We start from the raw sequence: 17,131 nt of genomic DNA, 5'->3' as shown, positions 1-17,131 counted from the left end.
ACCCCGCCTGCAGCGCGTCGAGTGGTCAGGAACCGTCGGCTGCGCCGCCGCCATCCGACGGTTCGTGACCCCTCGGCGGACCTGAGCGGGGTGTCTTGACCAGCCGACCGCCCCGCGACCGCCACCAGACCCGGCCCGCGTCAGACGGCCGCCGGCTCCACCCGGGCGATCTCGGTGATGGACGAGTGGCCCGTCTCGGGGTGCTTGCGCATCGACAGGAGCCGCTCCATCGACGGTTCGAGCGCCGTGACCTTGTCGAGCGGCGCACTCACGACGAGCTGGAACCCGAGCCGGAGCCACGCGGTGACCGCACGGCCGGCGAACTCCGAGTCCGCCTTGATGAACGCCTCGTCGAGGAACACCGGCGCGAACCGGGGCCGTGGGCGGGTCTCGTCACCGAGCTGGTAGCGCAGCGCGGCGCCGACGATGAACGCCACGAGCTCCTGCGTCTCACCACCGGACTTGTCGCCGAGCGACGAGTACACGCCGAGGTCGTTGCCGTCGGTGTCGTACCGGACGGCCGTGATCTCCATGTGGCGCCGGACGTCGAGCACCGCGTCGCGCTGGGTGGTGCGGCCGCGGGCGGCGTCCGAGTCGGGCCGGATGACCGCCATGAAGCGCCGGAGCCGTCGGAACCGGGTCTCCAGCACGTCGTCGGTCAGCTCGGTGTCGACCGAGGCCGACAGGGCGCGGAGCTCACGGCGGAAGGCGGTGACGTCCTCGCGGGTGACCCGGCGGATCTGGATCTTCAAGCGGTCCCGGTTCGCGCCGAACGGCAGCTCCCGCAGGATCTCGTTGACCGGCTCGAGGCGCTCCTCGATCTCGACGACGGCGCGGTCGAAGGCGCCGGCGAGCGGGACGAGGTCCTCGCCGCTCCACTGCGACAGGCGCCGACGCCACTCGCTCCGACGCGCGTGCAGGCCGGTCGCCACGATCTGGTCGAGGATCGCGTGGTAGTCCGGGTACGACGCGACGCCGGTGCCGAGGTTCGGGTCGGGCCAGGCGTCCTGGTACCGCTGGAACGTCAGCGTCAACGAGGTCGAGGCCGCCGCGGCACCGTCGAGCGCCTGCGTGAGCCGCTCCTCAAGCCGGCGCTTCAGGCGTCGGGTCGCGTCGTCGAACCCGTCGACGCCGTCCGGGGCGCCGATCTCCTCGAAGGTCTCCTCGAGCAGGCGGGACTGCTGGTCGTCCGGCAGCGAACCGGGCGAGGACTCGAAGCGCTCCAGGATCTCGGCGGCGGCGTCCTGGCCGTCGACGAGCACCGCGTGGCGCTCCTCGAGCCGCTGGACGGACAGCCGTGCGGCGGAGCGACGGTCGGCCGCTTCGTCGAGGGACTTCCGGAGCCGGGCGACCGAGGCCCGGAGCGTCCGCAGGCCGTCGTCGGCGGCGAGCAGCGCCTGCCGTTCCTCGTCGAGCCGGGCGAGGGACGTCCCGAGCCCGTCGACGTCGATCGCGGCCCACGTGACGTCGACCACGTGCTGGTGCGCGGCGCGGATCACGTCGAGCGCGGTGAGGTCCTGCGCGACGTCGGTGCGGCGGGCCTCGAGCGTCGCGAGGTCCTGCGCGATCGAGGCGAGCTCCTGCTCGACCGCGGCGACGCGGGCCTCGTTCGTGAAGCCGATGACGTTCGACTGGCGGCGGTCACCGTGCGCGCCACGACGGCCGTCGCGGAGCTGCCCGGACTCGGTGACCCGGCGGCCACCTCCGCCGAGGTCCGACGCCGAGGCGACGCAGCGGGCGTCGGTGCGGTCGGACTCGATCCGCTCGCGCACCCAGGTGCTGAACGGCGACGGCTTGATGGCGAGCTTGCCGGACACCATCGCCGGGTCGCCGTCGAGGTCCAGGTGCGGGCCGGTCGGCACACCCTCGAACTGCACGCGGACGGGCAGGCGCAGTGCGTCGATCGCCTCGCTGAAGTCGCCGAGGCGGTCCTGGTCGACGAGCAGCGTGCGGGCGACGGGCGCCAGGACGGACTCGATGGCCGTGCGCCAGCGCTCCTCGCCGGGCAGCACGTCGAGCAGTTCCGCCACGAAGGGCAGTTCGGCCGGGTCGATGCCGGTGGCACGGGCCATCGCGAGCCGGGCTTCGTGCATGGGCAGCGGCATGGCGCCCTGCCGGTGCTCGAGCGACTGGCGCTCCTGCCGCAGGGACCGTTCGCGGTCGAGGAGCGGGTACTCCTCGCGGGTCAGGGCGTCGCGGCGCTCGTCGAGGGCGGTGCGCGCGTCGGCGTACGACCCGAGGAACTCGTGCGCGGCACGCTGGATCCCGGTGAAGTCCTGTTCCGAGGAGACCGGGACCCCGAGCACCGCCGTGCGCTCGTCGAAGGTGGCACGGGTGCGGACCACGGCGTCGCGCTCGCGGGTCAGCCGTTCGATGCGGTCCTCGAGCTGGGCGAGCGCGTTGCCGCCCTGGTCGCGGAGCCGGGCCTCGGCGTCGCGCAGCTCGATCTCGACCGCGGCGTGCCGGGCCTCGGCCGCGGCGACCTCGGCGCGCGATGCCGTGCGTTCGCGGGCGTTGCGCGACACCTCGGCGTCGAGCAGGTCGCGCTTCCGCGAGGCCGTCCAGTGTGCGAACGGCGACACCTCGGCGCCGGTCGCGATGCCGTCCAGGGCCGCTGCGGCTTCGGTCGCGCGCGAGATCTCGTCGTGCAGGTCGGTGATGGGGGAGAGGATGCGGACCTTGCGCTCCTCGGTGTCCATCGCCTCGTACGCCTCGTCGAGGGCGGAGAAGTGCGCGAGGGCGCGGTCGGCGGCCTCGTAGGTGCCCGGGGTCTCGAGCACGAGCGACTTGTACAGCGCGTCGACCGTCGGCAGGTGCTGCCCGGCCTGGATGCGCGCGAGCAGACGCATCGCCCGGTTGCCGCCGCCGGAGTCACCGATGCCCAGCCGGGTCTGCAGCGTGTACGCGAGCTCCTGGTAGGTGTCGCGGATGACGAGCCCCGGCACACGGCCGGTCAGCTCGAGGTGGTGGAACCGCGACGGCACGAACTCCTCGAGCCGACGCAGGTCGAAGGTGTCGTCGACCGTCGCCATGGTCATCTGGATGTCGCCGACCCCGCGGGCGCGCTTCGGCACGATGTACGCCCGCAGCACCGTGAAGCGCCGCTCGTCGTCGTTCCGGAACGTGACCGCCGCCGCGCCCCAGGTGGTCTGGTCGTCGCCGCGCAGGTTCACGTCGCGCAGGCTGCCGGTCTCCGGGTCGCGCCGGGTGTCGACCTTGCCGCGCAGGTACGTGAGCAGGTTGCGCTGGTCGGCGCTGCGGGCGCGGCCGGTGGTGGCGTCGTTCGAGGCGCCGTTGAACGGCACGTCGGACGGCATCATCACGGCCAGGTAGGCGTCCATCAGCGTCGACTTGCCGGTGCCCGAGGCGCCGGAGATGAGCGTCGCCGTGCCGGACAGCTCGACCTGCCGGTGGCCGTGGAAGCCACCCCAGTTGACGACCTGCATCGACTCGGCGCGCCACTGCGCGACCGTGTCGAAGAGCGCCGGGATCTCGAACGTGTCGGTCACGCTTCCGTCTCGCCTTCGTCGTCGGTGTCGGTCTCGGCTTCGCCGTCGGTCGGGAGGCCCGGGTCGTCCCCGTCCGTCGGCTCGCCGCCCGGGGTGGTCGCGTCACCCTGCGCGGTGGTGGTCCGCAACCAGGCGTCCAGTTCGAGCAGGCGCTCCAGGGGAAGCAGCACCTCGACGACGCTCGCCACCCGGAAGCGGTCCGGGTCGGAGGTGCGGATCAGGATGCGTGCGGTCACGAGGCGCTCGATCGCCTTCGCGACCCGGCCCTCGTCGCGGGTGCGGTCGGTCGCGGTCGCCGGACGGAAGCCCGCCACGTGCCCGAGGATCTCGGACCGGTCGACGACGACCTGGTCCGGGCCCGGCCGGGCGTCGGCGCGCAGGCGCATCCGCAGGTAGACGAGGACGATCGTCTCCTCGCGGGTGTACGGCAGGTCGCGGAGCAGGGTCGGGAACGTGCGGCGCTGGCTCTCCGACCGGGCCTGGCGCTTCCAGGCGACCTCGCGGTCACGGTCGACGTGCAGCTCGAGGAACAGGTCGTTGAGGCGGGACCGCAGCTGGTACTCGGCGTCGAGCACCGCACGCCACTCGTCGGGGTGCGTGCGGGAGCTGACGTACGAGTGCCGCAGCAGGGCCACCAGGGCGCGTCGCTGGTGCTCGTCGAGCCGGCCCTCGTCGCCCTCGAAGAGGGCGAAGCTGGACTCGTCACGCTCGTCGTCCTGCATCACGGATGCGGGGTCGTCGTAGGGGACCGTGTCGTCGACCGGTGCCGGCGTCGTGTCGCTCACCGTGCCTCCTGTGCGTTCTCGTCGTGTGCGTCGCCGACCGGAGTGCGCTCGTCGTCGAGCGCAGCGGTGGGCATGTGGAAGGTGATCGCGGTGCCGTCGGGGCGGACCGTCCGGTGCTCGGCGACGTGCGCGGCGGACTCGAAGTCGTCGCGCCCCGTCAGCAGGTGCGCGAGGCCGAAGAGCTCGACCGGTCGGCGCTGCTCGGGCGGCAGCCCGTGGAACGCGTCGACGCTCGAGTCGGCCTCGGCGAAGCGGAGTGCCGCGCGCAGCTCGGTCAGGAGCGGCCCGCCGTGCATGCGGAGCATCTCGACGTCGAGGTCCTCGAAGACGTCGTCGTCGGGTTCCTCGATGGGCGGCGGCACGGACTCGGCGTCCGGGTCGTAGAAGCGCTCGCGCAGCGTGCCGACCTCGGCGGCCGCCGGCAGGAGCGGCAGCGGGATCCGGTCGCGTGCGCCGCCCTGATCCATCAGGGTGGCGAGGCCGCGGTTGATCGAGCGGAGCACCGCGTCGAGCTCGCGGTCGCGCACCACGTCGTGGGCGACGATCTGGTCGCGGAGCGTGGCGGTGAGCTGACGGCGCTGGGCGAGGACGTCCTCGATGCCCTGGCGCAGGATCGTCACGGTGTTGCGGAAGGCCCGGCGCTCGCCCGCTCCGAGACCCTGCGCGAACGGGTGCGCCAGGATCGTCGCGATGTCGTCGCGGAGCCGCAGGAGCAGGGCGTCGTCGCGCAGCAGTTCGAAGGCGCCCTCGAAGGCACGGCCCTCGGGCGTCGCTTCCATCAGGTTGTCCGTGCGCGCCAGGTAGTCGTCGAGGATCTCGCCGATCGGGCGGACCTCTTGCCGGAAGTCCTCGACGATCGAGCGGTGCATCGTCGCGACCGCTTCTTCCACGCGCTTGAAGTCACTCGGCAGCTGCCGGATCAGGTCGGAGATGTTCGTGTACCCGTCGCGCATCCGGTCGTCGTCGACGGCCACGACGTCGTCGCCGTGCTCCAGGCGATCCCGCTCGGCCTGCAGCTCGGCGATCTGGGCGTCGATCCGTCGGATCTGCACGTCGGGGTCGGGTTCGGCGCGGGCGGCCCACCGGTGCACCGCGTCGACGATCATCGCCAGCCGGCTCTCGCTGATCAGGGCGCGGTCGGCCGACAGGGCGTCGACGAGGCTCAGCGCCTCGAGCGCGTGGCTCGTCAGGGAGTACTGCTCGTCGCCGTCGGGGGAGTTCGATCGGACGAGCCACTGGGCGCCGACCCACTCGCGGCACAGCGCGCGGCCGTTCGGGCGGGCCTCCTGCTCGCCCTCGGCCTGCTCGCTCTCGGCCTGCGCGCTGTCGGCCTGCGCGCTGGCCGCCGGCATCGGCTGGTCGCTCGCGGGCACGCGGGCGCCCGCAGCCTGCAGGCGCGCGACGTGTTCCTCGACCTGCAGGTGCATGCGGTCGGCGGGGACGTACTGCACGTCGCGGTCGAAGACCGTGCGGAACACGGCGAGGACCGTGGCGCTGGTCGGCCGGGACATGAGCCGCAGGGTCGGACGGTCGAGGACCGCTCGGACCCGGGCGAACTCGAGGTCGACGTCGGTCATGCGCCCCTTCGTCCGATCGTGCTGGTGGTCTGGCCCGCGTGCTGCGGCCTGATGAGATGACAAGAGCCCGACGCTGCTGCGTCGGGCTCTTGTCGGTGGTGTGTGTTGCTGTGTGGGCGATACCAGACTCGAACTGATGACCTCTTCGGTGTGAACGAAGCGCGCTACCAACTGCGCCAATCGCCCCCTGCACTGTTCGTGCGGATCGATACTAGCGGAAGTCCGGCGGTGCATCGAACACGTCGCGCGGCCCGGGTGTGGCGCGCTGTCCACAGGGGGTGTCGAACCGCCCCCATCCGCATGAACTCGGGGGACACGCCCGGTGAACGGGGAGGATTTTGGTGGAAGTGCCCCGGTGCGTATAGAGTTTACGTCGTCGCCGCGACAGCGGAACGACAAGTGCGGATGTGGCGCAGTGGTAGCGCATCACCTTGCCAAGGTGAGGGTCGCGAGTTCGAATCTCGTCATCCGCTCGAGTGTGGGTCTTCTCGAAGGCCCGCGACTCACCAGAGGGTATCCCACCGTTCGGGTACTCACGGAGACGTGAACCTCGATGGTGGGGTGGCCGAGAGGCTAGGCAGCGGCCTGCAAAGCCGTCCACGCGGGTTCGAATCCCGTCCCCACCTCCAGATCCACCCTCCAAGACCTTGATGGACTCCGGTCCACGCAGGGACTTGGGCGATTGGCGCAGCGGTAGCGCGCTTCCCTGACACGGAAGAGGTCACTGGTTCGATCCCAGTATCGCCCACCACCACGAAGCCCCCGGCAGGACCACCAGGTCCGGTCGGGGGCTTTCTTCGTTCCGGTCTGCTCGTCGTTCCCAGTCCGCCAGGACCGCGATGTTCCGTGGACCCCGCCGGGTACGGTGGTGGTCATGCAGATCGGCCGGAGGCGGAAGCGTGCCCGACGCGGCACCACGCCGGTGCTGTTCCACAAGGTCTGCGAGTGGCAGCGGAACGATCGGGACCCCGGTGACGTCGTCGTCGAACGAGGAGTCTGGCTGGCGTTCACCGCGCGCCGAGTCGCCGTCTACGAGTTCGACGGCCGTGACACCCACGCTGCCGTGCTCGAACTGGACGAAGTGCTCGGCACGACGTGGCAGGAGATGATCGACGAGGCGCCGGCAGACTGGCTCCTGACACACCTGGAACGATTCGCGAGCGGTGTGGACGTCCGCCGGGCGGTGTTGGACGACTACGCCCTCCGACACGGCGGCGGAGCACCGCCGACCATCGAGTGGGCGATCCGGCTGTAGCGACGGAGTTCCCTCGAGGCCATCCGGGATGGTTCAGACCGAGCCGATGATCCGGCGCCTCAACAGTGCTGAGATCTCGGCGTCGATGGATTGGCTGGCCGGCTAGGACTCCGTCGTCGACGCTGCCGCTGGGGTTTCGCCGGCGGACCTGCGGGCCTTGCGTCGTTCCCGTTCACCGGCCCCGCGCCGCTCAGCTGACCGGGTTCCTGCGCAGCAGGAACGTGCCTGCCTCGATGGCGGCGCGGATCGCGGCGAGTGTCTCCGAGGGTGCCTGTCCCGTCGTGTCGATCACGTGGTGTTCGAGCGTTCGGAGGGCGGAGAACTGCTCCCACATCGCGAGGATCGGTGCCTCGTCGACGAGTGCGTCCGGCTCGGTCCGGCCTCGCGCACGTCGCAGGGTCTCGTCGCGGGAGGGGCGGAGGACGACGTAGTGCAGCGGCGGCGTGCCGCGGATCGGGCCGGGGTCCAGGAAGTGGTGCAGCATCCACGGTCCGACGATGCCGTCGACGACGACCACGAACCCACCGGCGGCGTACGCGGACGCCGCAGTGCTGATCACCCGCATGACCGTCTGGTTCTGCTCGTCCGCCTCTGGTCGGTACGGCGGGACCGAGCCGGAAACGATCGCGTGCCAGAAGTCGTCCGTGTGCAGGTGCACCGAGCGCGGCAACGAAGCAGCGACCGCCCGCGCCGTCGTCGACTTCCCTGCGCCGGGTGGACCGGTGATGATGACGACAGCAGCAGCGTCCATGACCTCGGACGCTAGCCGCTGCCACGAGCCAGCACACGGGGTCATCGGAGGTCGGACACGCCCGACGTTGGCGGTGCGGTCTGTGGTCAGCCAGGGTGGGCACGTGACCGCCCTGTCGACGACCACGCCCCCTCGGCTCGCTCCGCTGTACGCCGCGGGGTTCGTGACCGCCTTCGGGGCGAACGGCATCGCCGCAGCGGTCGGCGGCGAGCACCTCGAACTCGGCCTGACGCTCGCGTGGCTGGGGCTCTTCCTGGCGCTCTACGACGTCGCCGAACTCGTCCTCAAGCCGGTCTTCGGCGCACTGTCCGACCGCATCGGCCCGCGACCGGTGATCGTCGGCGGACTCGTCGTCTTCGCGGCAGCTTCACTCATCGGCGTCTTCGGGACCGGTCCGTTCTGGCTCGGGCTCGCCCGTCTGCTGCAGGGTGCCGGCGCCTCCGCGTTCTCGCCGGCATCGTCCGCCGCAGTTGCCCGCCTCGTGCCGGCGCACCGCCGCGGGACGTACTTCGGTCGGTACGGCTCGTGGAAGGGTCTCGGCTACGCCGGGGGACCGGTCATCGGTGCACTCGTGGTGCAGTTCGGCAGCACGCAGTGGCTCTTCGGGATCCTCGTCGTGATGGCCCTCGTGACGGCAGTGGCGGTGCTCGTCGCCGTCGAACCGATCGTGCCCCTGCCCCGGCAGCGGGCCACGCTCGCCGTGATGGTCCGAGCGGCCACGGACCGCCAGTTCCTGATCCCGGTCGTCGTCCTGGCCGTCGGCAGCGCTGCCATCGGCGCATTGACCGGGATGCTCCCCGCGCTCGGTACCGAGCTCGGCATCCCGCTCCTGGTGTCGACGCTCGCGGTCGCCGTCCTCGCGGTGACGTCGTCGCTCGTGCAGCCCGTCGCCGGCCGACTGCACGACGCCGGGCGTCTCGGTACCGGGGTGGCGGGTGTGGCCGGGACGGCCGCGGTTGCCGCGGCCTTCCTGGTGGTCGCCGTCGCACCCTCGGCGGTGGCCGTCTTCATCGCGGCCCTGCTCGCCGGGGCCGGTGTCGCCACGCTGACACCCGTCGCGTTCGCGCACCTCGCCGGAACGACTCCGCCGGATCGGCTCGGTCGCACCATGGGCTCAGCGGAGCTCGGGCGTGAGACCGGGGACGCCGTCGGACCACTCGTCGTCGGTGGTGTCGGCAGCGCGATCGGGCTGCCGTTCGGGTTCGCGGCGTTCGCTTTGGTGGCGCTGGTCGGGACGCTCGTGGCATCGCGGTTGCCGTCGAAGACCGAATCGGCACGGGACGCGTAGGGGACAGACGAAGCCCATCGGGCGCTACGCATACGGGTCAGCGGACACCGTCCCGTACACATCGGTCCGACGTCGACGATCGCGGTGGGCAGCGACCCAGCGAGCCACCGCGAGCGCGAGCAGCGCGGCGGACACGCCGGCGAGCAGCCACAACCACCCGTCGTCGTCCTCGATGAGCAACCGCAGGGCCAGCAGCCCGAGCGGTGCTGCTACCAGGATCCGTCGGAGCTCGCGCCACGACGGCTTCCACAGCGTGGTCGGGCCCTTCTTCCACCGACCGACCACGACGTACGCGATCACACATCCTGGGATGCAGAGGCCGAGCCACTTCACGATCGCCTCGACCCCGTCGTCGTAGAACGGATGCGCCACTTCGCGGAGGACGCCGCCAGCAGCAGCCGCGACGAGCAGCACCCACATGCGCGCTTCCCAGCGGCGAGGGTGCCACCAGGGCGTGCGCCACAACGGCACTCGCTCGCGGACCAGCGGCATCGCGACTCCTCCCCGGTCGGGCGTCCAGCCTATGCGCGACGTCGATCGACAACGGGACCGAGAGGCTGCCGTCCCTGGCGGGAATCCGGCGTATCCCCGTACGGTGTGACTGGACGAGGCCGACACCGCAGGTCGGTCCGACGAGGGGGGCACCATGAGGATCTTGAGCACCGTGGCACGAGGGCTCGGCTGGTTGCTGACGACGGTCGCGAAGACGCTGGGCGGGATGCGGGGCGCGAAGCCGTACACCGATTCGCACGCGGCGCAGGTCCCGCCACGTCGCGAGGACTACCGCCCCTAGGCAGCGAGACCGTCGTTCCGCCCCCTCACCGTAGGATCGTCGAGCCGCATCCAGCGGAACGACGGGGGAGCACCTGATGGAACACCACACCGAACAGCGCACGCGACCGCGGGTCGTCACGATCGCCGTGGCGCTCTGGTGGGCGTCCGTCATCATCAGCCTCGTGGCCGCCGCGCCCGGCATCGTCGTGTCCATGCGCGAAGCCGGCGGCGCGATCATCGGAGCGTCGCTCGGGCTCGTCCTCGTCCTCGCCTGGTCGGCACTGTTCCTGTGGCTGGCAACGCGGATGGGACGAGGCTCCGGGAACGCGCGTCTCTGGCTCGCCATCATCGCCGGGCTGACTGCCTGCAGCACAGTGTTCGCCATCACCATCGCCACCGCCACCGACGGCGTGGACTGGAGCCTCGTCCACGCCGTCTGCGTCGTCGTCGCCGCGGTGCTCAGCTACCTGCCCAGCGCCCGTCCGTTCTTCCCGCGGGACGAACGACGCCCGCGTTCAGCGGAACCCCGCACCATCGGGTGGGACCCGACGACGGGCGAGCGCATCTTCGAGACGCCCCCGTCGGGCGACCGCGCGCACTGACGCTCGCCCCGGAATGCGGCCGGAGAACGTGCGTTCCCCGTTGTGGGGGTACCGCCGGACTCGGGCAGATGGTTCCATTCAGAGGTCGGCATCCTCCGGGTGCCGAACAGCCACGGACCGTCTTGCGTCGCAGTGAAGGTGGTCGCCGCTGGTTACGGTGACCACGAGGTGCCGTCGAGTCGATTCGGGTTCGACACGGCGGCGCCTCCCACACACCGGGGGACCGTCCGACCAGGAAGCAGCACCATGCGATCGCTCGTCTACACCAGCACCCAGACCCGTCCGATCACGGATTCCGAACTCGCCCAGATCCTGGCGGTCGGTCGCGAGAAGAACACCCGGCTCGGCATCACCGGCATGCTCGCGCACCGCGACGACAACTGCATCGGGATCATCGAGGGCGAGGACGACGTCGTCCGCGAGCGCTTCGACCAGGTCCAGGCCGACCCGCGACACACGAACGTCCGGGTGCTGCTCGACGAGCCGATCGCCCAGCGCTCGTTCCCGGACTGGTCGATGGCGTTCCAGTCCCTCGACCCGCTGATGCACGACGTGCCGGGGTTCAGCGACCTGTTCAGCCCGGGTCGCCCGACTGATCCGGCGTTCGGGGCCTCCCGCGCTCGCGCACTCCTGGACTGGTTCCGGAAGCACCCGCTGGCACCACTGACGAACCAGAACGCCGCCGACGAGGAAGTCCCGCGCACCCGGGCGATCAACGGTGCCATCGCGGTCCTCCACGACGGGGGACTGTCACGCTTCTCGCTCGAGGGCGTCGCGTCCCGGTCGGGGATGCGGCAGGCCGAGCTCCTCGACCTCTTCCCCTCCGAGCACGCACTGCTGGCCGCCGCGGTGATGCGGTGGACCCGTGCGGTGTCGGCACCGCTGCTGCCACTCGCCGGCGAGAAGGGCACGGTGGCGTTCCTGCACGCGCTGCTCTCCGCCCACGCCGAGGACCCGTCCCTCATGCGTCTGATCGCCGCGACGCTGGCCATCTCGACCGACCCGTCGACGGACGGGGCCGACTACTACCGGTCTGCGTACCTGCAGTTCCGCGAGACCGTCCGCACCGCGCTCCAGGAGGACGTCCGCGCCGGCCGCGAACCGGCGACGATGGACCCGATCCGCGGGGCACAGCAGCTGCTCGCCCTCTACGACGGCATCCGCCTGCAGGCGCTGCTGACGCCGGACACCGACGTCGTCGACGCGTTCGACCGTGCCGCCGCCCGCATGCGCCGCGGCTGGTCCGAGCAGTACGAGGAGACCACCGTGTGGGACATCTCCGCGCCGGCCGTGGACTGACGTTCAGCGCACCAGACGCACGGTCCGGGGGATAGGCCCGAACGCCGACTCGGCACCGTCGGGCGTGAAGCCGTTCCGCCGGTAGAAGGCGTGCGCCCGCGGGTTGTCCGCGGCCACCCACAGCGACGCCGGACGATCGGCGAGCACCGTGTCGAGGAGTGCCTGGCCGGCTCCGGTCCCGTGCGCACGTGCCAGGACGTAGAGCGTCGTCAGCTCCTCGGGGCGGACGGCATCCGGCTCGGGGGTCGTCTGCGCCGCGGCGAAGCCCACGACGCCGGTGCTGTCGAGGGCGACCCGAACGGCTCCTCGGGCGTCAGGGCTCGCGAGCGTCGACCGCCACATGTCGACCCGGCGACCCGCGTCGAACCACGGGCTCGTGTCCGGGTCGTCGACGAACCGGCCGTAGGTCTCTCGCCACGACACCGTGTGCACGTGGGCGATCGCATCCGCATCAGCGAGCGTGGCCGGGCGGATCAGCGTCGAGACGTCGTCATCGTTCCCCACTCGATCAGGGTAACGACCGGCGTCCGGTGCTCAGAGCTGGAGGTCCAGGTCGAAGAACCCGGCACCGCCGAGGAACAGCGGCACGATGACCCCGAACAACGTCAGCGTCGCCCCGATCAGGATCGCTGCGAACGCGATGCCGTCGCCCCGCTCACCGGTCAGCCGCACGTCGCGCCGCGCGATGAACCCGACGACGAGACCGCCGATCGGTGCCACGAACGCGAGGGCGATCGCCACCACCGCGAGCAGGCTGAGGGGCGGTACCGGCACGGCTGCCGATGCGGGGGACCCGGCGGCGCTCGGCGCGGTCTGGTCAGGAGCGAGGTCGGTCACGCCGGTCAGCCTAGGGGCGACGAGGATCCCTCCGCTCACCCCTGACCGAGGTTCGTCACCAGGTTGATGGCGACCGCGATCAGCACCGTCCCGAAGAAGTACGACAGCAGCGCGTGCGGCAACGCCTTCCGCCGGGTCTCGCTGTCGTCCGGCTCGACCTCTGGTGCCGCGTACGACATGCCGATCGTGAAGGCGAAGTAGGCGAAGTCGCTGTAGGTCGGCCGCCCGTCCTGCTTGACGTCGAACCCGCCGCCCCGGTGGTCGAGGAAGAACATCCGGGCGTACTTCAAGGCGTAGACCGTGTTGACCAACGCCCATGCCACCATCGTGCCGAGCACGCCCAGGATGACCGCCGCGACCGAGGCCGGATCTCGCGCCTGGCTGGCTTCGCTGAGCGCCAGCACGACGGCGGCGAGACTCGCGAAACAGGCCACGATGAGCGCGTTGTCACTTACCCGTGTCTCGGACTCCTCGCGTGCGAGACGCTCGGTGCCGTCGGCGTCCTGGCGCCAGCACTTGTGCCAGACCTGGACCAGCGCGATCAGGCCGGCCGTGCACCAGGCGGCGAGCGGCCCGAGGGACGGAGCCCCGGTGAAGGTCAGCGCGACCCCGACCAGGACCCCGATCCCCACGATGACGAGGGCCCGGCGCGTGGAGAGTATCCGATCGTTCATCGTCGTGCCTTCACGATCGTTCCTTCCCCCTGTCCGCTGCGTGGTCGGTCGTCACACGCCGGGGGTGAAGACGGCGCGGACGCAGCCGTCGTCCTTGTTCTTGAACATCTCGTACCCGCGCGGCCCTTGCGACAGTGGCATCACGTGCGTGGCGAGGTGCTCGGTGCTGATCTCTCCCGCGGCGATGCGGTCGAGGATCATCGGGATGTAGCGGTGCCCGTGCTGCTGAGCGCCGCGGACCGTCATGCCCTTGTTCATGATCGCGCCGAACGGGAACTTGTCGACGAGCCCACCGAAGACCCCGAGCGAGAACAGGCTGCCGCCCTTCCGGCAGGCGTAGATCGCCTCGCGCAGGGCGGTCGGCCGGTCGGTCTGCAACCGCAGCTGCTGCTTGGCCTGGTCGTACAGGTACAGCGGTCCGGTGCCGTGCGCTTCCATGCCGACGGCCTCGATGCACACGTCGGGACCGCGACCGCCGGTGCGTTCCTTGAGTTCCGGGAGCACGGCGTCGCTCGTGTAGTCGAGCGTCTCGGCACCGATGTGCTCGCGCACCTGTCGCAGCCGTTCGGGCAGACGGTCGATCACGATCACCTGCTCGGCGCCGAGGAGCATCGCTGCACGAGCGGCCATCTGGCCCACACCACCGGCGCCCCACACTGCGACGGCGTCACCCGGTGTGATCCCGGCCAGGTCGGCTCCGGTCCACCCGGTGGGTGCGGCGTCGGAGGCGAACAGGGCGGCCGTGTCGGACACGCCGTCGGGGACCGTGAACGCCCCCTGATCGGCGTAGGGCACGCGGACGTACTCGGCGTGGCTGCCTGCGAACCCGCCGAGCGCGTGACTGTAGGCGAAGCAGCCGCCGATCGACGACCCCCACATCGCCTCGGTCAAGCCCGGGTTCGGGTTGCCGTTGTCGCAGAGTGAGAACTGTCCGTGGGTGCAGTACCAGCACTGCCCGCAGGCGATGAACGAGCAGACGACGACCCGGTCGCCCACCTTGTGCTTCGTGACGGCCGATCCCGTCTCGACGACCTCGCCCATGAACTCGTGTCCCAGGACGTCACCTGATCGCATGGTCGGGATGTACCCGCCGAGCAGGTGCAGGTCCGAGCCGCAGGTGGTGCTCAGATGCACCTTCAGGATCACGTCGTGATCATTGAGGATCTTCGGGTCCTCCACCGTCTCCACCGCGGTCTCGTTGACCCCGGTCCAGCAGAGCGCCTTCACAGCACACCCTCCTCGTTGCTCCGTTTCGTCGCCACGTCAACCAACGCGCCGGTGGGTGTGGCCTTCCGTCGGCCGTGGGGGACCGGATCCACCCGGAGCACCTCGCCGACCTCGATGAGTTGCTTCGCCTCACGCAGAGCGGCCCGCAGCCGACCCCGTGAATCCGGGCCGCCGCCTCGGAACCGGGCACGGAGCTCGGTGCCACGATCGCCGGGCGCGGGACGGGCCTCCACCTCGACGTCCTGCCCGAACGCCGTGAGCGGCGCGGGGATCCGCCCGCCTGGCAGCACCTCGTCCTGCCCGCGGTTCACCGTGACCGCGTGCCAGCCGGAACGCGGTTCGGCCAGCACCTTCCGTACGGGCCCGGGTGCGCCGCGTCGGCGGCGCGAGACGACGACGCCGACGGCAGCCGTGACCATCGCAGCAGCGGCGAGGTTCCGGGCCCTCATCGTGGTGTCCTGGCGAGGAGTCGGTGGGCAGCAGACGCGTTCGCGCCACACCGCCGGGGAGTCGTGTGTTCCATCGCGGCCTCCTTGGGTCGCATCGGTGCGGATCAACGGGACGGGAGCGACGACCGCGCGATCGTGCCGGTCGGGACCACGGAGTCGCTCCTGTCGATCCACGATGAGCGTGGCCTCCCTGGCGCCGTCCCGGGTTGTCCGTGATGCGCTGCGGCAGGTGACGGCAGCGAGACGGACGGGAGGCCCGGTGCCAGCTGGCACCGGGCCTCCCGTCCGTCCTGGGGTCGCGTCTCAGACGCGCACGGCGCGTTCGTCGGGGACGCAGTGCGTCATCATCAGGCCCTCGACGTCGCGGGAGCCGTTGTGGCCGAGGTTCGCCAGGCGGGCGAGCTCGTCGTCGCTGAGCGTCTGGGACTGCAGCGGGGGCAGGTCCTTGACCTCGTCGAGGGTGATGCCGAGCCCCTCGCCGACACGACGCCCCAGGTCGTCCTCGACCATGTAGAAGTGCCAGAGCATGCGCTCCTGCACCGGACGGGCCGCCTGCGAGATGAGGTCGACGAAGTTCGCGACCAGGTCGTCACGCTCCCAGTCCTGCAGGAGCAGGTACCGCTGGCCGGCCTGGGTGTAGTCGTTCGTCCGGGGGATCCGCTTGCGGGTGAGACGCCCGACGATCTCCGGCCCCTGGTCGTCGTGGGTCGGGTACTCCGCCTCGCGCAGGCCGCCGGTGATCGACGGCTCGTAGTTGACGTGCGGGTTCTCGCCACCGTGGTCCTGGTGGTACGCCATCTGTCCGTCGCGCTGGTTGGTCGCGACGGCGCCGTTCTTCGGGGCGTTCACCGGCAGCTGCAGGTAGTTCGGGCCGACGCGGTAGCGCTGCGTGTCCGAGTACGAGAACGTGCGGCCGACGAGCATCTTGTCGTCGGAGAAGTCCAGGCCGTCGACGAGCACGCCCGTGCCGAAGGACAGCTGCTCGTTCTCGGCGAAGTGGTTCGTGACGTTGCGGTTCAGGACCATCTTGCCGACGGGCTTCGGCGGGAACTCGTTCTCCGGCCACACCTTCGTGTCGTCGAGCGGGTCGAAGTCGAGCTCCGGGTGCTCGTGGTCGTCCATGAGCTGCACGCGCAGCTCCCACTCGGGGTACTCGCCACGCTCGATCGCCTCGTACAGGTCCTTCGACGCGTGCCCGAGGTCGCCGGCCTGCACGGCGGCGGCGTCGGCCTCGGTCATCGAGGACACACCCACCGACGGGATCCAGTGGTACTTGACGAGCTTGGTGTCGCCGTCGGCGTTCACCCACTTGTAGGTGTTCACGCCGAAGCCCTGCTGGGTGCGGTAGTTCGCGGGGATGCCACGTGGGCTGAACAGGTTGACGAGCATGTGCATCGACTCGGGGGTCTGCGACATGAAGTCGAAGATGCGCGCCGGCTCCTGCCGGAAGGTCACGGGGTCGGGCTTGAGGGAGTGGATGACGTCGGGGAACTTGATGGCGTCGCGGATGAAGAAGACGCCGAGGTTGTTGCCGACGAGGTCCCAGTTGCCGTCCTCGGTGTAGAACTTCACGGCGAAGCCGCGCGGGTCGCGGGCAGCCTCGGAGGAGTCTCGGCCGCCGATCACGGTGGAGAACCGGATCGCCAGGTCGGTTCGCTTGCCGGGCTCCTGGAACAGCTTCGCGCGGGTGTACTGCGCGATGGGTTCGTCACCCCACGTGCCGGTGGCCTCGAAGTACCCGAAGGCGACGGCACCGCGCGCGTGCACGACCCGCTCCGGGATCCGTTCGCGGTCGAAGTGGCTGATCTTCTCGAGGAACTGGTAGTTCTCGAGCGTCGCCGGGCCACGGGACCCGACGGTGCGCTGGTTCTGGTTGTCGGAGACGGGGTGGCCCTGGCGGTTCGTCAGGATGCGGCGGTCGTCGCCCTCGGCGGGCGGTTGGCTGGAGACGTCGGTCATGTCTCGTCCTCTCTGCGGTCGCGGTCGGCTCGGGTTCCCGACCGAGTGTGGACCGGGGCGCGGGCACGCCCTCTCAGCGGCGTCGAGGAAGCGGACGAGGGCCGGTCGCCGGTGCGTTCGCCACGGACGGTCCGTCAGTACTTCG

16 protein-coding genes and 4 tRNA genes are annotated in these 17,131 nt (G+C 70.8%); 8 read left to right on the top strand and 12 right to left on the bottom strand.

Annotated features, from left to right (window positions below; all coding sequences use genetic code 11):
- Window positions 1–140: 140 nt before the first annotated feature.
- From BIU91_RS01490 to BIU91_RS01475, 4 genes are all read right to left on the bottom strand, one after another.
- The gene (locus BIU91_RS01490; protein ID WP_071403897.1) at window positions 141–3,509 is read right to left on the bottom strand and encodes an SbcC/MukB-like Walker B domain-containing protein; all 3,369 of its coding nucleotides are present in this window, start codon (window positions 3,507–3,509) and stop codon (window positions 141–143) included.
- Window positions 3,506–4,294 carry a DUF4194 domain-containing protein gene (locus BIU91_RS01485; protein WP_071403896.1) on the bottom strand — a complete coding sequence of 263 codons (789 nt, stop codon included), beginning with the start codon at window positions 4,292–4,294 and terminating at the stop codon, window positions 3,506–3,508. The genes BIU91_RS01490 and BIU91_RS01485 overlap by 4 nt, the downstream gene beginning before the upstream one ends.
- Window positions 4,291–5,871: a DUF3375 family protein gene (locus tag BIU91_RS01480; RefSeq protein ID WP_071403895.1), complete on the bottom strand. Its 1,581-nt coding sequence runs from the start codon at window positions 5,869–5,871 to the stop codon at window positions 4,291–4,293. The genes BIU91_RS01485 and BIU91_RS01480 overlap by 4 nt, the downstream gene beginning before the upstream one ends.
- 113 nt (window positions 5,872–5,984) lie before the next feature.
- A tRNA-Val gene (locus tag BIU91_RS01475) sits at window positions 5,985–6,057 on the bottom strand.
- 215 nt (window positions 6,058–6,272) lie between these two features.
- Here BIU91_RS01475 and BIU91_RS01470 point away from each other — a divergent pair.
- The 4 genes from BIU91_RS01470 (at window position 6,273) to BIU91_RS01455 (ending at window position 7,126) form a co-directional block, all read left to right on the top strand.
- Window positions 6,273–6,344 (top strand) — tRNA-Gly (locus tag BIU91_RS01470).
- A gap of 82 nt (window positions 6,345–6,426) precedes the next feature.
- Window positions 6,427–6,500: transfer RNA gene (locus tag BIU91_RS01465), tRNA-Cys, on the top strand.
- Window positions 6,501–6,547: 47 nt separating this feature from the next.
- Window positions 6,548–6,622: transfer RNA gene (locus tag BIU91_RS01460), tRNA-Val, on the top strand.
- A 123-nt stretch (window positions 6,623–6,745) separates the two neighbouring features.
- Window positions 6,746–7,126 (top strand): hypothetical protein, encoded by a 381-nt coding sequence (locus tag BIU91_RS01455; protein WP_139196715.1) that lies wholly within the window; start codon window positions 6,746–6,748, stop codon window positions 7,124–7,126.
- Between the two features lie 190 nt (window positions 7,127–7,316).
- Here the strand turns inward: BIU91_RS01455 and BIU91_RS01450 are convergent, their stop codons facing one another.
- Window positions 7,317–7,877: an AAA family ATPase gene (locus BIU91_RS01450; RefSeq protein WP_071403893.1), complete on the bottom strand. Its 561-nt coding sequence runs from the start codon at window positions 7,875–7,877 to the stop codon at window positions 7,317–7,319.
- 103 nt (window positions 7,878–7,980) lie between these two features.
- Between BIU91_RS01450 and BIU91_RS01445 the strand changes: the two genes are divergently transcribed.
- Complete coding sequence (locus tag BIU91_RS01445; protein WP_253183658.1) at window positions 7,981–9,165, top strand: MFS transporter; 1,185 nt, start codon at window positions 7,981–7,983, stop codon at window positions 9,163–9,165.
- Between the two features lie 24 nt (window positions 9,166–9,189).
- On the opposite strand, the gene BIU91_RS01440 is transcribed toward BIU91_RS01445, so the two are convergent.
- Window positions 9,190–9,585 carry a hypothetical protein gene (locus BIU91_RS01440; protein WP_071403891.1) on the bottom strand — a complete coding sequence of 132 codons (396 nt, stop codon included), beginning with the start codon at window positions 9,583–9,585 and terminating at the stop codon, window positions 9,190–9,192.
- Between the two features lie 226 nt (window positions 9,586–9,811).
- Here BIU91_RS01440 and BIU91_RS18710 point away from each other — a divergent pair, with 226 nt between their 5' ends.
- The 3 genes from BIU91_RS18710 to BIU91_RS01430 all read left to right on the top strand — a co-directional run bounded on the left by BIU91_RS18710 (window position 9,812) and on the right by BIU91_RS01430 (window position 11,840).
- The gene (locus BIU91_RS18710) at window positions 9,812–9,958 is read left to right on the top strand and encodes a hypothetical protein (protein ID WP_163343646.1); all 147 of its coding nucleotides are present in this window, start codon (window positions 9,812–9,814) and stop codon (window positions 9,956–9,958) included.
- 76 nt (window positions 9,959–10,034) lie between these two features.
- On the top strand, window positions 10,035–10,541 hold the full coding sequence (locus BIU91_RS01435; protein ID WP_071403890.1) for a hypothetical protein: 507 nt from the start codon (window positions 10,035–10,037) through the stop codon (window positions 10,539–10,541).
- A gap of 246 nt (window positions 10,542–10,787) precedes the next feature.
- Window positions 10,788–11,840, top strand: coding sequence for a BLUF domain-containing protein (locus tag BIU91_RS01430; RefSeq protein ID WP_071403889.1), 1,053 nt, complete (start codon window positions 10,788–10,790; stop codon window positions 11,838–11,840).
- 3 nt (window positions 11,841–11,843) lie between these two features.
- Here the strand turns inward: BIU91_RS01430 and BIU91_RS01425 are convergent, their stop codons facing one another.
- The 6 genes from BIU91_RS01425 to BIU91_RS01400 all read right to left on the bottom strand — a co-directional run bounded on the left by BIU91_RS01425 (window position 11,844) and on the right by BIU91_RS01400 (window position 16,986).
- Entirely contained in the window at window positions 11,844–12,344 is a 501-nt protein-coding gene (locus BIU91_RS01425) for a GNAT family N-acetyltransferase (protein ID WP_071403888.1), read from the bottom strand.
- Window positions 12,345–12,374: 30 nt separating this feature from the next.
- Window positions 12,375–12,677 carry a DUF4190 domain-containing protein gene (locus BIU91_RS01420; protein WP_071403887.1) on the bottom strand — a complete coding sequence of 101 codons (303 nt, stop codon included), beginning with the start codon at window positions 12,675–12,677 and terminating at the stop codon, window positions 12,375–12,377.
- 35 nt (window positions 12,678–12,712) lie between these two features.
- A complete protein-coding gene (locus BIU91_RS01415) occupies window positions 12,713–13,351 on the bottom strand; it encodes a DUF1345 domain-containing protein (protein WP_071403886.1) in 639 nt (212 codons plus the stop codon).
- 51 nt (window positions 13,352–13,402) lie between these two features.
- Complete coding sequence (locus BIU91_RS01410) at window positions 13,403–14,578, bottom strand: zinc-dependent alcohol dehydrogenase (protein ID WP_071403885.1); 1,176 nt, start codon at window positions 14,576–14,578, stop codon at window positions 13,403–13,405.
- Window positions 14,575–15,027, bottom strand: coding sequence for a hypothetical protein (locus tag BIU91_RS01405; protein WP_071403884.1), 453 nt, complete (start codon window positions 15,025–15,027; stop codon window positions 14,575–14,577). Before BIU91_RS01405 ends, BIU91_RS01410 begins: the two co-directional genes overlap by 4 nt.
- A 303-nt stretch (window positions 15,028–15,330) precedes the next feature.
- Complete coding sequence (locus tag BIU91_RS01400; protein WP_071403883.1) at window positions 15,331–16,986, bottom strand: catalase; 1,656 nt, start codon at window positions 16,984–16,986, stop codon at window positions 15,331–15,333.
- Window positions 16,987–17,131 lie beyond the last annotated feature (145 nt).

Origin of the sequence: Curtobacterium sp. MMLR14_002 (assembly GCF_001864975.1) — a bacterium.
GTDB classification, from domain to species: domain Bacteria; phylum Actinomycetota; class Actinomycetes; order Actinomycetales; family Microbacteriaceae; genus Curtobacterium; species Curtobacterium flaccumfaciens.
Note: the sequence above shows the minus strand (reverse complement) of the source record. Positions and strands in the feature narration are given on the sequence as shown.

Excerpts from the sequence above, each read along its gene's own strand:
- BIU91_RS01480 (WP_071403895.1), bottom strand. The coding sequence starts at position 5,871 with ATGACCGACGTCGACCTCGAGTTCGCCCGGGTCCGAGCGGTCCTCGAC.
- BIU91_RS01455 (WP_139196715.1), top strand. The coding sequence starts at position 6,746 with ATGCAGATCGGCCGGAGGCGGAAGCGTGCCCGACGCGGCACCACGCCG.
- BIU91_RS01450 (WP_071403893.1), bottom strand. The coding sequence starts at position 7,877 with ATGGACGCTGCTGCTGTCGTCATCATCACCGGTCCACCCGGCGCAGGG.
- BIU91_RS01440 (WP_071403891.1), bottom strand. The coding sequence starts at position 9,585 with ATGTGGGTGCTGCTCGTCGCGGCTGCTGCTGGCGGCGTCCTCCGCGAA.
- BIU91_RS18710 (WP_163343646.1), top strand. The coding sequence starts at position 9,812 with ATGAGGATCTTGAGCACCGTGGCACGAGGGCTCGGCTGGTTGCTGACG.
- BIU91_RS01435 (WP_071403890.1), top strand. The coding sequence starts at position 10,035 with ATGGAACACCACACCGAACAGCGCACGCGACCGCGGGTCGTCACGATC.
- BIU91_RS01430 (WP_071403889.1), top strand. The coding sequence starts at position 10,788 with ATGCGATCGCTCGTCTACACCAGCACCCAGACCCGTCCGATCACGGAT.
- BIU91_RS01415 (WP_071403886.1), bottom strand. The coding sequence starts at position 13,351 with ATGAACGATCGGATACTCTCCACGCGCCGGGCCCTCGTCATCGTGGGG.
- BIU91_RS01405 (WP_071403884.1), bottom strand. The coding sequence starts at position 15,027 with ATGAGGGCCCGGAACCTCGCCGCTGCTGCGATGGTCACGGCTGCCGTC.
- BIU91_RS01400 (WP_071403883.1), bottom strand. The coding sequence starts at position 16,986 with ATGACCGACGTCTCCAGCCAACCGCCCGCCGAGGGCGACGACCGCCGC.